This is a genomic window from Orrella dioscoreae, assembly GCF_900089455.2.
Taxonomy (GTDB): Bacteria; Pseudomonadota; Gammaproteobacteria; order Burkholderiales; family Burkholderiaceae_B; genus Orrella; species Orrella dioscoreae.
On record NZ_LT907988.1, the window covers coordinates 4,326,344 to 4,341,116 of the forward strand.

Sequence of the window (14,773 nt, forward strand, 5' to 3'; positions counted from 1 at the left end):
GAGGACTAGACCGACAGGTAGCGGCTGACGCTGCGCTCGTCGACCTCGTCGCGATTGGCGGCCAGCACGAAGCGGCCACGGTCGATGACGATGAGACGGTCGGCGATCTGCAGCGTGAAGCTCAGCACCTGTTCGGACACGACGATGGCCAGGTTGCGCAGGCGGCGGATTTCCAGCAGGCTGCGCGCGATGTCCTTGATGACGGAAGGCTGGATGCCTTCGGTGGGCTCGTCCAGCATCAGCACCTTGGGGTTGGTGACCAGCGCGCGGGCGATCGCCAACTGCTGTTGCTGGCCGCCGGACAGGTCGCCGCCACGGCGGCGGCGCATCTCGTGCAGCACGGGAAAAAGCGCGTAGATCTCTTCCGGGATCGCATCCGACAAGGCGCGGCCACGCAGGCCGGTGCGGATGTTCTCTTCCACGGTCAGCGTGGGGAACACCATGCGGCCTTGCGGCACGTAGGCGATGCCGCTGCGCACGCGCTGGAAGCTCTCCATGCCGGACAGGTCCTTGCCGTCCACGCGGATGCTGCCTGCCATGGCGGGCAGCATGCCCACCATCGTCTTGAAGAGCGTGGTCTTGCCCATGCCGTTGCGGCCCATGACCGCGACGATCTCGCCCTCGCCGGCCGCCAGGTCCACGCCGTGGATGACGCGGCTCTGGCCGTAGCCGGACACCAATCCCTTGACTTCGAACATGCGTGCCTCCGGCAAGCAGCGGGCTCAGTGGCCCAGATAGACTTCGATGACGCGCGGGTCGTTCTGGACGTGGTCCATCGACCCTTCCGCCAGCACGCGCCCCTGGTGCAGCACCGTGACGCGGTCGGCGATGCGCTGCGCGAATTCCATGTCGTGCTCGATGACGATCATCGAACGGTCCTGGCCGATGCGGTTCAGCAGCTCGGCCGTCTTCTCGCGTTCCGAGACGCTCATGCCGGCCACGGGTTCGTCCAGCATCATCAGCTCGGGCTCCTGCATGAGCAGCATGCCGATCTCCAGCCATTGCTTCTGCCCATGCGAGAGCAATTGCGCCGCGTCGTCCAGGCGGTCGGCCAGGAAGATCTGTCCGGCCACCTCCTCCACCCGTTCGATCACGTCCGCCGTGCGGCGGAAGGCCAGCGCGCCGAACACGGTGCGGCCGCGCGGGAACGACACCTCCAGGTTCTCTCGCACGGACAGCGTCTCGTAGATGGATGGCGTCTGGAACTTGCGCCCTACTCCGGCGCGCACGATGCGGTGCTCGCTGAGCGACGTCAGCTCGATGTCCTTGAAGCGGATGGACCCGGACGTGGCCCTGGTGCGGCCGCAGATCAGGTCCAGCACGGTGGTCTTGCCCGCGCCGTTGGGGCCGATGACCACGCGGGTCTCGCCCTTCTCCACGTAGAGGTTCAGGTCGTTGACGGCGACGAAACCGTTGAAGGACACGGTGAGCCCTTCGACATACAGGGCGAATTCGGGCGTGCTCATGGCGTGACCTCCGTGCCGCCGGCGGCAGGCGTGGCGTGTGACGTGGCGGCGGGCGGGCTGGAGGCAGGCGCCTTCGCGGCGGGCGCCGGCGCATCGGCCTGGGTGCGCGCGCGCGGGCGCCAGCGCATCAGGCGGGGCCGCACGTGATCCTGGTAGATGCCGGCCAGCCCGTTGGGGAAGGCCATGACCACCAGGATGAAGAGCCCGCCCATCATGAAGAGCCAGAGCTGCGGGAAGGTTTCCGAGAAGTAGCTCTTGCCGAAGTTCACGATGAGCGCGCCGTAGACCGCGCCCAGCAAGGACAGGCGGCCGCCGACCGCGGCGAAGATGACCATCTCGATGGAGGGCACGATGCCCACGAAGGACGGCGACATGAAGCCTACCTGCAGGGTGAACATGGCGCCGCCCACGGCCGAGAACATGGCGGCCAGGCAGAACACGAAGACCTTGAAGTTGGCGACGTCGTAGCCCGAGAAGCGCACGCGCTCCTCCTTGTCGCGCATGGCGACCAGCAGCTTGCCCAGCTTGGACGACAGCACGAAGCGCGCGAAGAGGATGCAGGCGAACAGCAGGACACCGTTGACGAAGTACAGCGTGAGCCGCGCGCCATCGCTGCGGATGTCCCAGCCCAGCAGCGTCTTCAGGTCGGTGATGCCGTTCACGCCGCCGGTATAGCCCTGCTGGCCGATGATCAGCACCGACAGGATGAGCGCGATGGCCTGCGTGACGATGGCGAAGTACACGTCGCCCACGCGCCGCTTGAACATGGCCACGCCGATGACCAGCGCCAGCAGCGCGGGAATCACCGGGATCGCCACCAGCGTGAAGGCGAAGCTCTTGAAGGGTTCCCAGAGCCAGGGCAGCGCGGTGACCTGGTTCCAGTCCATGAAGTCGGGAATGCCGGGCGTGGACTGGATGGCCGTGGCCTCGGGCGTGGAGGCCTCCAGCTTCAGGAACATGGCCATGCAATAGCCGCCCAGCCCGAAGAAGACGCCCTGCCCCAGGCTCAGGATGCCGCCGTAGCCCCAGCACATGACCAGGCCGATGGCGACGAAGGCGTAGCTCAGGTACTTGCCCACCAGGTTCAGGCGGAAGACGTCCAGCGACAACGGCAGGAGCACGAAGAGGAGCGCCGCCAGGATCGCGAGGCCCAGCAGCCCCTCGCGTCCGCCGATCACGTTGTGGAAAGCTCGGTTCATGTAGGTTCCTTTTTGCCGCCGGGCCGCCCCAAGGCAAAAAGCGGCCCACTCGGGGGGCTAGCCAAGCCGAAGGCGCAGCGTGGGGGCATCATTTGCGCGTCTTGATCGAGAAGAGGCCTTGCGGACGCAGCATCAGGATGATCACGATGGCCGACAGCGTGAGCACCTTGGCCATGGAGCCGGTCATGAAGAACTCGGACACCGACTGCGTCTGGGCGATGAGGAAGGCCGAGGCCACGGTGCCGAGCAGGCTGGCCGCCCCGCCGAACACGACGGTCAGGAAGGTGTCGACGATGTAGAGCGAGCCGCTGGTGGGGCCGGTGGCGCCGATGGTGGTGAAGGCCGCGCCCGCCATGCCGGCGATGCCGCAGCCCAGCGCGAAGGTCACGCGGTCCACGCGCTTGGTGTCGATGCCCACCGCACCGCTCATGGCACGGTTCTGCACCGTGGCGCGCACATGCAGGCCCCAGCTGGAGCGGTACAGGGCCAGTATCAGTCCCGCCGTCATGAGGAAGGTCAGGGCCATCACGAAGAGGCCGTTGAGCGGAATGTCCACGCCATCCAGCGGCTGCCACGAGCCCATCAGCCAATCGGGCATCTCCGGGCTGACCTCGCGCGGTCCGAACAGCGAGCGCAGGGTCTGTTGCAGGATCAGCGACAGGCCCCAGGTGGCCAGCAGCGTATCCAGCGGCCGGCGGTACAGGTGGCGGATGAGCGCCCATTCGGTCAGCCAGCCCAGCACGAAGGCCACCAGGAAGGCCGCCGCGACCGCGAACAGGAAGTAATAGGGCAGGAACCCCGGCGCGAAGTCGCGCGCCAGGGTGGACACCAGGTAGGTGGTGTAGGCGCCGATGGCGAGGAACTCGCCGTGGGCCATGTTGATGACGCCCATCTGGCCGAAGATCAGGGCCAGGCCGAGCGCCATCAGCAGCAGCACGCTGAAGACGGACAGGCCATTGAAGCCCTGCATCAGCAGAATGGCCCCCAGGTCGGAGAAGGATTCCATGTCGTACCTCGCGCGTGCGTGCGTGCCTGCGTGCCTGATGGTCCCGGGGCCCGTGTTACTGGTAGCCCTTGGGGAAGGGATCCGGACGGATCAGCTCGGGCGTCTCGTAGACCACGTCGAACTGGCCGTCGCGGCGGATCTTGCCCACGCGCGTCTTGCTCCAGAGGTGGTGGTTGGCATCCACCTTCACGTAGCCTTCGGGCGCCTCCTTGAATTCGAGGTCGGGCGAGGCGGCGGTGACCTTGCTCACGTCGAAGCTGCCTGCCTTCTCGACGGCCATCTTCCACAGCCACGGCCCCAGGTAAGCCGCCTGCGTCACGTCGCCGATCACGGCATTGGCGCCGTACTTGGCCTTGAAGGCCTCGACGAATTTCCTGTTGTTCGGGTTGTCCAGGCTCTGGAAGTACTTCATGCACGAGAAGAAGCCTTCGCAGTTCTCGCCGCCGATGCCCAACAGTTCGTCCTCGGTCACCGAGATGGTCAGCAGCTTCTGCTTGTCGGACGTCACGCCAGCGGCGCGCAATTGCTTGTAGAAGGACACGTTGCTGCCGCCCACCACGATGGCGTAGACCACGTCGGGCTTGCGCAGCTTGATCTTGTTGATGAGCGAGCCGAACTGGGTGTGGCCCAGCGGGTAGTACTCCTCACCCACCACCTCGCCCTTGAGCACGTTCTCGATGTGCTTGCGGGCGATCTTGTTGGACGTGCGCGGCCAGATGTAGTCGGAGCCGATCAGGTAGAAGGTCTTGGCCTTGGTCTCGCGGTTCACCCAATCCAGGCCCGCCAGGATCTGCTGCGTGGCTTCCTGGCCGGTGTAGATGACGTTCTTGGATTGCTCCAGGCCTTCATAGAAGGTGGGGTAGTACAGCAGGCCGTTCTCTTTCTCGAACACCGGCAGCACCGCCTTGCGCGAAGCCGAGGTCCAGCAGCCGAAGACCGTCGCCACCTTGTCGCTGACCAGCAGCTTGCGGGCCTTCTCGGCGAAGGTCGGCCAGTCGGACGCGCCGTCCTCCTGGATGACCTTGATCTGGCGGCCCAGGATGCCGCCCATGGCGTTGATCTGCTCGATGGCCAGGCGCTCGGCCTGGATCGAGCCGGTTTCGCTGATGGCCATGGTGCCGGTGGCCGAATGCAATTGGCCGACGATCACTTCCTTGTCGGTGACGGCCAGGCCTGTCGTATTGACCGCCGAGGTGGCGGGCGCGGCGGCGCGGCTCAGCGCCGGCACCGTCATCAGCGGCAGCGAGGCCATGATCATCGCCATGCGTCGGCGGGCGGGGGAAACCAGGGTGTCGTCGGAATCAGGGTGGCGTGCCATCGGGCGCTCCTAGCGGCGGGATATCGGAACTCGCGGCCCCGGCGCGGCGCATTGCGATTCGCAGGGGGTCGGTGCCATACTAGGGAGCCACGCTGCACTGCAACATACGTCGATTGACGTAGTGGCGGCAGGCCTGCCTCACGGTAAAAAAACAGACATACGTCATTCGACGCAGGCCGGCGCCGCCGGCGCCCGACGCTGGAGCCGAACACCGTGGATACGCCCACCCCGCAGCGCATCGCCAAGGTCCGCCGCGACTACAACACCTGGGTGGCCGACGAGACCCTGGAAGACTATGCGCTGCGCTTCACGCCGCATGCCTTCCGCAAATGGTCGCTCTTCCGCGTGGCCAACACCGCCGGCGGCGCGGTCTCGTTCCTGGCGCTGGAAGCCATCGGCGGCGCGCTGGTGCTGAACTACGGCTTCATCAACGCCTTCTGGTCCATCATCGCCGTCGCCGCCGCCGTCTTCCTGACCGGCCTGCCCATCGCCTACTACGCCGCCAAGCACGGCCTGGACATGGACCTGCTGACACGTGGCGCGGGCTTCGGCTACCTCGGCTCCACCCTCACCTCGCTGATCTACGCGTCCTTCACCTTCATCTTCTTCGCGCTGGAGGCCGCCATCATGGCCCTGGCGCTGGAACTGGCCACGGGCCTGCCGCTGTCCGTGGGCTACCTGGTCAGCGCACTGGTCATCCTGCCGCTGGTCACCTACGGCATCACCGTCATCAACCGCCTGCACAACTGGACCCAGCCGGTCTGGCTGCTGATGCTCGTCACCCCGTACGCCTTCATCCTGGTGCAGGAGCCGCAGGCGCTGACCTCGCTTTTCAGCTTCGCCGGCCTCACGGGCAAGGGCGCCGAGTTCGACGTGCTGCTGTTCGGCGCGGGCGCGGCGGTGGCGGCCTCGCTCATCACGCAGATCGGCGAGCAGGTCGATTTCCTGCGCTTCCTGCCGGCACGCACGCGCGAGAATCGCTGGCGCTGGTGGGCCGCGCTGCTGTCGGCCGGCCCCGGCTGGATCGTGCCGGGGGCGCTGAAGATGCTGGGCGGCGCCTTCCTGGCCTATCTGGCGCTGGGCCACGGCGTCTCGGCCGAGAAGGCCGTGGACCCCACGCAGATGTACCTGGTGGCCTATCGCTACGTGCTGGACAACCCGGCCTGGGCGCTGGCCGCCATGGCGGTCTTCGTGGTGATCTCGCAAGTGAAGATCAACGTCACCAACGCCTATGCCGGCTCGCTCGCCTGGTCCAATTTCTTCGCCCGGCTCACGCACAGCCATCCCGGGCGGGTGGTGTGGCTGGTCTTCAATGTGATGATCGCGGTCGGCCTCATGGAGCTGGGCGTGTTCGACGCGCTGGAGCACGTGCTGGGCATCTTCTCGCACGTGGCCGTGGCCTGGATCGGCGCGCTGGTGGCAGACCTGGTGCTGAACAAGCCGCTGGGGCTCAGCCCGGCCACCATCGAGTTCCGGCGCGCGTATCTCTATGACGTGAACCCCGTCGGCGTGGGCGGCATGCTGATCGCGCTGTGCGGCTCGCTGCTGGCCTATGCGGGCGCCTTCGGCCCGCTGGCGCAGGCGCTGTCCTGTTTCATCGCGCTGGCGCTGGCCTTCATCGCCACGCCCGCCATCGCGTGGTGGACGGGCGGGCGCTATTACCTGGCGCGCAAGCCCGGGCCTGCGCTCGTCGCCGAACACGGCGCGCACGCCATGCACGCCCGCCAGTGCGTGATCTGCGCCAACACCTTCGAAGCCCCCGACATGGCGCACTGCCCGGCCTATTCCGGCCCCATCTGCTCGCTGTGCTGCACGCTGGACGCACGCTGCCATGACCGCTGCAAAAGCGGCTCGCGGCTGCAGGACCAGATTGGCGCGGCCTTGCGCCGCGTGCTGCCCGCCCACGCGCCGCCGCTCTTCCACTCTCGCCTGGCGCACTACCTGCTGGCGCTGGGCGTCATCGCCGGCCTGCTCGCCGCCATCCTGGGCTTGCTGTACTTCCAGGAAGCCGCCAGCCCGACGCACACCGGCTCGGACATCGCCACGCTGCGGGCTGCGTTCGTGAAGCTTTTCGCCGCGATGCTGCTGGTGGGCGGCGTGGCCGCGTGGTGGCTGGTGCTGACCAACGAAAGCCGCCAGGTTGCCCAGGAAGAGTCCGACCGCCAGACCCATCTGCTGCTGCGGGAAATCGCCGCGCACGAAGAGACCGATGCCCAGCTGCAGCGCGCCAAGGAAGCCGCCGAGAGCGCCAACCTGGCCAAGAGCCGCTTCATGAGCGGCATGAGCCACGAGTTGCGCGCCCCGCTGAACAGCATCCTGGGCTATGCCCAGATCCTGGAGCGCGACCCCGGCCTTCCCTCGAATCGCCGTGACGCGGTGGATGTCATCCACCGCAACGGCAAGCACCTGATCGGCCTCATCGACGGCCTGCTGGACGTGGCACGCATCGAGGCGGGCAAGCTGCGGCTGGAGAACACCGAGTTCCGCCTGCCCGCCTTCCTGGACCAGATCGCCATGATGTTCCGCCCCCAGCTCATGCTGAAGGGCCTGGCCTTCCAGTACGAACCGGCGGAAAACCTGCCGGATGTCGTCCACATGGACGAGAAGCGCCTGCGGCAGATCCTCATCAACCTGCTGGGCAACGCCGTGAAGTTCACGCAGCGCGGCCATGTGGCCTTCCGCGTGCGCTACGCCTCGGACATGGCGCAATTCGAGATCGAGGACAGCGGCGCGGGCATCCCCGCCGACGACCTGGAGCGGATCTTCCTGCCCTTCGAACGCAGCTGGGCAGGGCTGGAACAGTCCGACACCGGCAGCGGGCTGGGGCTGACCATTTGCCGCATGCTCACCGGCATCATGGGCGGCGAGCTGACCGTGCGCAGCCACGTCGGGCAAGGCAGCATCTTCACCCTGAAGCTCTTCCTGCCGGCCGTGCGCGCGCCGCGCGGCGGGCTGCTGCCACGCGGCCACATCCTGGGCTACGCCGGACGGCCCCGCCACATCCTCGTCATCGACGACCAGGCCTCGCAACGGCAGGTGGCGCGCGACATGCTGGCGCCGCTGGGCTTCACCGTGCACGAGGCCGGGAACGGCGCGGCCGGCCTGCAGGCGCAGCGTGACATCCAGCCCGACCTGATCCTGCTGGACATCTCCATGCCCGACATGTCGGGCTGGGAAGTCTGCCGCAAGCTGCGCGAACAGGGCGCAAGCTGCCGCATCGTCATGGCATCGGCCAAGGCCTATGCGCGCCACTCGCCTGACGGCGGCGAGGATGCGCACGACGACTTTCTGAGCAAGCCGCTGATCCTGGGCGAACTGCTTGCGACGCTGGGCAGGCTGCTGCGCCTGGACTGGCACGAATCCGACGCCCAGCCCGTGCAGCCCCTGTCCTCGCAGGCGCTGCACGACACGGCGCTGGACCGTGCCGATGCCGAAGCGCTGCTGGAACTGGGTGCGCTGGGCTACGTGAAGGGCATCCTCCAGCGCCTGGATGACCTGCGCACGCGGCGACCCGACGCCGCCCCCCTCATCGATCACCTGCACGCGCTGGCCGTGGGCTTCCAATTGGGCGAATACCAGGAAACCCTGAAACAGCACCTGCACCATCACGCCCCTGGCACGATCCCGACATGAACGCTGCATCCCTGCCCGGCTCCCAGCACCTGGTGCTGCTGGTGGACGACCTGCCCGACAACCTGAAGATGCTTTCCGACGCGCTGGACGCGGCGGGCTATCGCGTGCTGGTGGCCACTGACGGCCAGTCCGCCCTGGCGCGGCTGGACTACGTCACGCCGGACATCGTGCTGCTGGATGCGCTGATGCCGGGCCTGGACGGCTTTGAAACCTGCCGGCGCATGAAGGCGCATCCGCGCGCGGGCCACGTGCCGGTGGTCTTCATGACCGGCCTGGCCGAGCCGCAGCACGTGGTGCGCGGCTTCGAGGCAGGCGGCATCGACTACGTCACCAAGCCGCTGGACACCGGCGTGGTGCTGGCCCGCCTGGGCGCCCACCTGCGCAGCCACCGCGTCATGGCTGCCGCCGAGGACGCCATCGATGCCGTGGCCAGCGCGGTCATCGTGCTGGACGCGCGGGGGCACGCCATCTGGATGACGGCGCGGGCGCGCGGGTGGCTGGCGGCCTATTACGGCGCATCTGCGGATGACAACGCACTGCCGCCCCCCGTGCAGGACTGGATCAGCGGCTGCCTGCGCAAGGGACTGGACAGCGCGGCCTGCACGCTGCAGGCCGCGGGCCCCACGCATGTGCTGTCCCTGCGCCTGGCGCAACGGCCGCGCGTGGGCGGCCACGACGAGCTGATGCTGCTGCTGGAGGAACGGCCCTTGCCGGAAGACCCGCGCACCGGCCTGGCGCGCGCCTATCACCTGACGGCGCGCGAGATGGACGTGCTGCTGTGGCTGTCGCGCGGCAAGACCAACCGCGACATCAGCGAGATCCTGGGCATCAGCCCCCGCACGGCCAACAAGCACCTGGAACACATCTTCGTGAAGCTGGGCGTGGAGACCCGCGCCGCCGCCGCCTCGCTGGCCACGCGCCACCTGCACGGCGGCGGCAGGACGGACTGATGCCGCCCTGCCGCTTGCGCCCTACTTCGACGGCTGCAGGATCAGCCGGTGCAAGGGCGGTCCTGGCAGGAAGGGCTGGGTGCGGCCTTTCTCCCAGGCATCGTGTCCCGCCAGGAAGAAGGGCGACAGCGGGTGCCCCGAGGCGCCGCCGGGCATCGTCAGGAAACCCTTTTCCTCCTCACCCGGCGAGACCACGAACCGCTCGGACGCGCCGATGCCGGGCATCTGCACGCGCGGCGTATCCAGGTCCCCGGGCATGGGCACGTGCGGCGCCGACAGCCAGCCGGCCATCGGCCGCGGCACCAGGCGCGCGAACGGGTGCGTGACGTTCAGCCGGTTGTGCTGCCCCCACTTCAGCGCCGCCAGATCCTCGCCATTGCGCGTGAGCTCGGCGATGGAGGCATCGACGCGGTCCAGCATGAAGCTGCGCCAATCCGGATAGCGCGCCGGGCGCCAGGCTTCGGCGCGCGCCACCGCCTCCATGAGCGGCAGGATGCGCGAGGAGGCCAGGCGCACGGACAGGCCGGGCTCGATGTCTTCCAGCCTGTCGTCCAGCGCGCCAAACCAGCTGTCGTACAAGGCCAGGTGGAAGGTGCGCGCCATGAGATAGCCGGCGCTGTCCGCACCGGCGCGCCCCTGCCAGTCCCGCAAGGCATCGCGGAAAACCCGGCGTTGCGGATGATCGCGCAAGGCCTCGTCGTCCAGCACGGACAGGGCCAGGTCGCGCCAGCTGTCCACCCAGCTGGCGCGGTCGTCCAGCTGGATGGCCTTCAAGGATGCCTCGTCGTGCTGCTCACGGGCCAGCAGCGCATCCCGGATCTGCAGCGAGCGCACGCCGACGTTGGCCCCGCCATCGCCGATGCGCGACTGCATCGCCGCGTCGCTGAGCTGCGTGCTGTTGCCGCTCCAGAGCCGCCCCAGCGCCGGGTCCAGCAAGGACGGATAGTCGCCGGCGGGCAGGCGCGCCAACGGTGCGCCCGCCTGCGCGGCCGTCACGGGAAAGCCTTCCGGATCGAAGGTGGCCGCGGGCAGGAGCCCCGCCAACGTCCAGCCGATGCGGCCCGCGTCATCGGCCACCAGGATGTTCTGCGCGGGGATGCCGGAGGCCCGCGCGACCGCCAGGGCCGAGGGCACGTCGGTCGCGGACTCCATCCTCCGCAAGGAAAGATCCCGGGCGCTGTCCAGATGCGCCGCCCAGCGGATGGCATAGTGTTTGCCGCCGGCGGCGATCATCGGCCCCCACTCCGTGTCGCGCACGGGCAACTGCACGGTTTCGCCGCCGCGCACCGCAACGGCCTCGCCGTGCTCCACCGCCTCGCGCCATTCGCCCTTGCCGTCGCGATAGCGTCGCGGATTCCCTGGGTCCACCTCCAGCGCCACGAGGTCGATGAAATGGCCGTAGCTGTTGGTGAAGCCCCAGGCCACCTTGCCATTGCTGCCCGCGACGATCACGGGCGCGCCGGGCAGGCTCACGCCCGACACGCGGCGCGCGCTGCCCGTGCCGTCGGGTACGTTCAGGGTCAGTCGATACCAGACATTGGGCAGGCGCAGTCCCAGGTGCATGTCATTGGCCACGATGGCCTTGCCGTCCCGGCCGTGTCGCCCATCCACGGCCCAGGCGTTGCTGCCGATCACCGGCGGGGTGTCGATCGCCGCGTTGCGGATGCCGTCCTGGCGCGCCAGCGTATCGATCCAGTCGGGCCGCGTGGCCGGCACCGCGGGCAGCGCGGTCGGCGCGGGCACGCCATCCAGCGTGGCGTCCCAATGGCTGCCCGGCAGGGTCAGCGCGGTCAACAGGTCGTCGGGCACCAGGTCACGCAGCGCGCCCCGGGTCAGCACGCGGCGCAGTTCGCTGACCTGCAGGTTGATGGTCATGGCGTCGATGGCCAGCAGTGAATCCTCGGGCCGCCAGGGCTGCGGCGCCTCGCGCAGCAACAGGTATTCGAAGGGCCGCACGCGCAGGCTTGCCAGGCCGGCGTTGGCGCCGTCGGCATAGGCCTGCAGGATGTCGCGGTCGTCCTTCGGCAACGCGGCAAGCGAACGCTGGGCGCGGGCGCGGAAACGGTTCAGGCGATTGCGCAGGTCCAACGGCAGGGCCACCTCGCCGATCAGCCCGGCCAGTTCGCCCGCCGCCGTGCGGCGCTGCAGATCCATCTGGAAGTAGCGGTCCTGCGCATGGGCGTAGCCGGTGGCGTAGGCCAGGTCACGCCGGTTGCCGGCGCGGATCGTCGCGGCCCCCTGGGCATCGCGCTCGATGATGGCCGAGGCCGACAGCCCTGGCGCGGACGCTTCGCCATCGATGCCGGGCAGGCTGCCGCGCAGGGCCAGCCAGGCCGCGGCCACGAGAATCACCAACAGGGCCAACAGGGCGCACAGCGCGCGTCCGGCAACACGCAGGGCGCGGGACCGCGGTCGACGACGAAGGGGCATACAGCGTCTCCGGTGACGGGCGGCGCGGGAAGCGGCACCGCCGCGAGGCGCGGCCATTCTACCGTTGCCGGCGCGAAGCGCCTGTCACAACACCCGGGCCAGCGCGGCGTCCAGCCCCGGATGCGCGGGCGGGGCGAGCCCGAACACATCCGTCAGCAGCGCGCGCAAGGCAGCCACCTCCTTGATGGTGTGGCGCTCACTGGGCTGGCCGATCCGGTGATGGGCGTACTCCCCGTTGCGCAAGGCATGGCGTTCGCCCGGGCCCGTGCGCGCCACCAGCAACTGCCCGAGGAAGGGCGATTCAGGATGGGTGCTGACATACCAGTTGCCGACTTCGAAATCGATGGCGGGCTGGGCCAGCAGGTCGAAGGCATAGAGATGGCGCCACGCCTGCCCCACTTGCGCCTGCAGCAGGTAGCCGCCGCCGCTTTCCTCCAGCCGGTAGGGCTCCAGCGGCGTGGCCTGCGCCTGGGTCTCGTCCAGGCGCAAGGGCGTGGGAGGCACCATGCCGCCGAAACCCACGTCCACGGCGTAGCGCACCTGGTCCAGGGTCACCAGGATCAGCATGTGCGTGCGCGGCGGCGGCGTGTGCGTGTCTTCGCCCAGCAGCACGCGGCCGGTGAGCGGCCGCGCGTCGTAACCCAGCGCGCGCAGCAGCCACAGGAACATCAGGTTCAGCTCATAGCAATAGCCGCCGCGCCCCTCCCGCAGCAGCTTGTTGCGCAAGCTGGGCAGGTCCAGCCGCACGGGGACGCGCAGCAGCGCGGCCAGGGTCTCGAACGGAAACACCTGGGTGTGCCGGGCCTGCAAGCCGCCCAGCACCGAGAGCGTGGGCGCGGGCGGGGTGCCGTGGCCCAGCCGGCGCAGATAGAGGATGAGATCTTCCTCGGGAGAAGGGGTCATCATCATGCGCCCTCAAGCCACGCGCATGGCAGCCAGCCGCCCGCCGATGATCGCCTCGGCCTCGGCCACGATGCGCGAGACCAGTTCCTGCACCGTGGGAATGTCGTGGATCAGGCCTTGCACCTGCCCGGCCGTCCAGATGCCGTGGTCCAGGTCGCCGCTCTCCAGCCCCTCCCTGCCCCGCAGCCCCTTGACCAGCGGCGCCACGGCCTCGAAGGGCTGGCCCGCCCGCTCTGCCTCCAGCACCTGCTGGCTGATGGCATTGCGCGCCACCCGCGCCGTGTTGCGATAGCTGCGCAGGATGAGGTCCGTCGCCCGCTCGTCGTTGGCGACCATCGCCTGCTTGAAGGCATCGTGGATGGGCGCCTCCTGCGTCGCGCAGAACCGCGTGCCCATGTTGATGCCGTCGGCGCCCAGCGCCAACGCCGCCACCAGGCCCCGTCCGTCGCCGAAACCGCCCGAGGCGATCACGGGAATGCGCAATGCCGCCGCGGCGGCAGGAATCAGGATGAGGCCCGGGATGTCGTCCTCGCCGGGATGCCCGGCGCATTCGAAGCCGTCGATGGAGATGGCATCCACGCCCATGCGCTCGGCCGACAGCGCGTGCCGCAACGACGTGCACTTGTGGATGATGCGGATGCCGGCCTGCTGGAACCGCTCCACATAGGGCTGGGGCTTGTAGCCGGCGGTCTCGACCACCGTCACCCCCGACTCGGCGATCACGTCGCAGTAAGCCTGATAGGGGGGCGGCTTGAGCGAGGGAAGGAGGGTGAGGTTGACGCCGAAAGGCTGGTCGGTAAGCGCGCGGCAGCGCGCGATCTCCCGGGCCAGCGCCTCGGGCGTGGGCTGCGTCAGCGCGGTCAGGAACCCCAGCGCGCCGGCGTTGGCCACGGCGGCCACCAGCTCGGCGCGGCCCACCCACTGCATGCCGCCCTGGACGATGGGGTGGCGCACGCCCACCATTTCCGTGAAACGCGTCTTCAGCATCCTTGTCTCCTGGCTGGACGTCCTTCATCGGGACGCGTCATTATCTCCCGCTGCCTCGCGCCCGCAAGCCCCGGGGCGCCAGCCTTGCGAAAACGTAAGTCCGGTAAGGAAATGTGCATGTCATCAAGCGGACGGCTGGAATGCCTACAGTCCCAGGCTCGCCATCCTCAGGATTTCCCCGCCATGGCTGCATCCGCGCACGCGCACCCCTTCTCTTCCTACGATCCGGTGCAGCTCATCGGAACCGTCACGCAGATCCACCCCGGCGGCCGCTGCACGGTGCGTTGCGACACCCGCGACTGGGAAGTGCCGCGCGCCGCCAGCTGCCTGCTGGCGCCGCAGACGGGAGACACCGCGCTCATCTGCGGGCCGGACGCCAGCCAGGTCTACCTGATCGCCATCATCACGCAGGCCGCGCCGCTGGCCGCCCGTATCGACACCCCGGGCAGCCTGGTGATCGCCGCGGCCCAGGGCAGCGTCACGCTGGAGGCCGGCGAGGCCGTCGCGCTGCGCGGCGCCCGCCACACCTCGCTGGAAACGGCCGAGCTGGACATCCAGGCGGGCAAGGGCCGCGTCACCGTGCAGGACATGGACTACCTGGGCCTGGGGCTGCGCGCCTCGCTGGGCAGCCTGCGCGTGGTGGGCCGCAGCTGCGAAGTGGTCATGGACCGGATCTCGCAACTGGCCCGCCACATCTTCCGCCTGGCCGAGGACACCGAGCAGGTGCGCGCCGGCCGCATCGACCAGCAGGCCGAGCAGACCGTGCGCGTGCACGCCCGCCACACGCTCGTCACCGGCAAGGACCTGGTGAAGGTCGACGCCGACCAGATCCACATGGGTTAACCCGCAAGCCCGGCCGGGAAGCCGCCGGGCAGGCCGGG

The 14,773-nt window shown here is 68.8% G+C and carries 11 protein-coding genes; 3 read left to right on the forward strand and 8 right to left on the reverse strand.

Annotation, left to right across the window (positions count from 1 at the left end; genetic code table 11):
• Positions 1-5: 5 nt before the first annotated feature.
• The 5 genes from urtE to urtA all read right to left on the reverse strand — a co-directional run bounded on the left by urtE (position 6) and on the right by urtA (position 4,923).
• Complete coding sequence (urtE, locus tag ODI_RS19895) at positions 6-698, reverse strand: urea ABC transporter ATP-binding subunit UrtE (protein ID WP_067754081.1); 693 nt, start codon at positions 696-698, stop codon at positions 6-8.
• Positions 699-722: 24 nt separating this feature from the next.
• A complete protein-coding gene (gene urtD / locus ODI_RS19900; RefSeq protein ID WP_067754078.1) occupies positions 723-1,466 on the reverse strand; it encodes an urea ABC transporter ATP-binding protein UrtD in 744 nt (247 codons plus the stop codon).
• Positions 1,463-2,665, reverse strand: coding sequence for an urea ABC transporter permease subunit UrtC (gene urtC / locus ODI_RS19905; protein ID WP_067754075.1), 1,203 nt, complete (start codon positions 2,663-2,665; stop codon positions 1,463-1,465). The genes urtD and urtC overlap by 4 nt, the downstream gene beginning before the upstream one ends.
• A gap of 88 nt (positions 2,666-2,753) precedes the next feature.
• On the reverse strand, positions 2,754-3,671 hold the full coding sequence (urtB, locus tag ODI_RS19910) for an urea ABC transporter permease subunit UrtB (protein WP_067754072.1): 918 nt from the start codon (positions 3,669-3,671) through the stop codon (positions 2,754-2,756).
• 55 nt (positions 3,672-3,726) lie between these two features.
• Positions 3,727-4,923, reverse strand: a complete 1,197-nt coding sequence (gene urtA / locus ODI_RS19915) for an urea ABC transporter substrate-binding protein (protein ID WP_231968279.1) — start codon at positions 4,921-4,923, stop codon at positions 3,727-3,729.
• 279 nt (positions 4,924-5,202) lie between these two features.
• On the opposite strand from urtA, the gene ODI_RS19920 reads away from it, so the two are divergent.
• Together ODI_RS19920 and ODI_RS19925 are read left to right on the forward strand one after the other, a co-directional pair.
• Complete coding sequence (locus tag ODI_RS19920; protein WP_067754069.1) at positions 5,203-8,622, forward strand: ATP-binding protein; 3,420 nt, start codon at positions 5,203-5,205, stop codon at positions 8,620-8,622.
• Positions 8,619-9,572 (forward strand): response regulator transcription factor, encoded by a 954-nt coding sequence (locus tag ODI_RS19925; protein WP_067754066.1) that lies wholly within the window; start codon positions 8,619-8,621, stop codon positions 9,570-9,572. Before ODI_RS19920 ends, ODI_RS19925 begins: the two co-directional genes overlap by 4 nt.
• Before the next feature lie 21 nt (positions 9,573-9,593).
• On the opposite strand, the gene ODI_RS19930 is transcribed toward ODI_RS19925, so the two are convergent.
• From ODI_RS19930 to ODI_RS19940, 3 genes are all read right to left on the reverse strand, one after another.
• On the reverse strand, positions 9,594-12,002 hold the full coding sequence (locus tag ODI_RS19930) for a penicillin acylase family protein (protein WP_067754063.1): 2,409 nt from the start codon (positions 12,000-12,002) through the stop codon (positions 9,594-9,596).
• A gap of 84 nt (positions 12,003-12,086) precedes the next feature.
• Entirely contained in the window at positions 12,087-12,911 is an 825-nt protein-coding gene (locus ODI_RS19935) for an arylamine N-acetyltransferase family protein (protein ID WP_197707116.1), read from the reverse strand.
• Positions 12,912-12,917: 6 nt separating this feature from the next.
• Positions 12,918-13,889 (reverse strand): NAD(P)H-dependent flavin oxidoreductase, encoded by a 972-nt coding sequence (locus ODI_RS19940; RefSeq protein WP_197707164.1) that lies wholly within the window; start codon positions 13,887-13,889, stop codon positions 12,918-12,920.
• Positions 13,890-14,075: 186 nt separating this feature from the next.
• On the opposite strand from ODI_RS19940, the gene ODI_RS19945 reads away from it, so the two are divergent.
• Positions 14,076-14,735: a DUF3540 domain-containing protein gene (locus tag ODI_RS19945; RefSeq protein ID WP_067754057.1), complete on the forward strand. Its 660-nt coding sequence runs from the start codon at positions 14,076-14,078 to the stop codon at positions 14,733-14,735.
• Positions 14,736-14,773 lie beyond the last annotated feature (38 nt).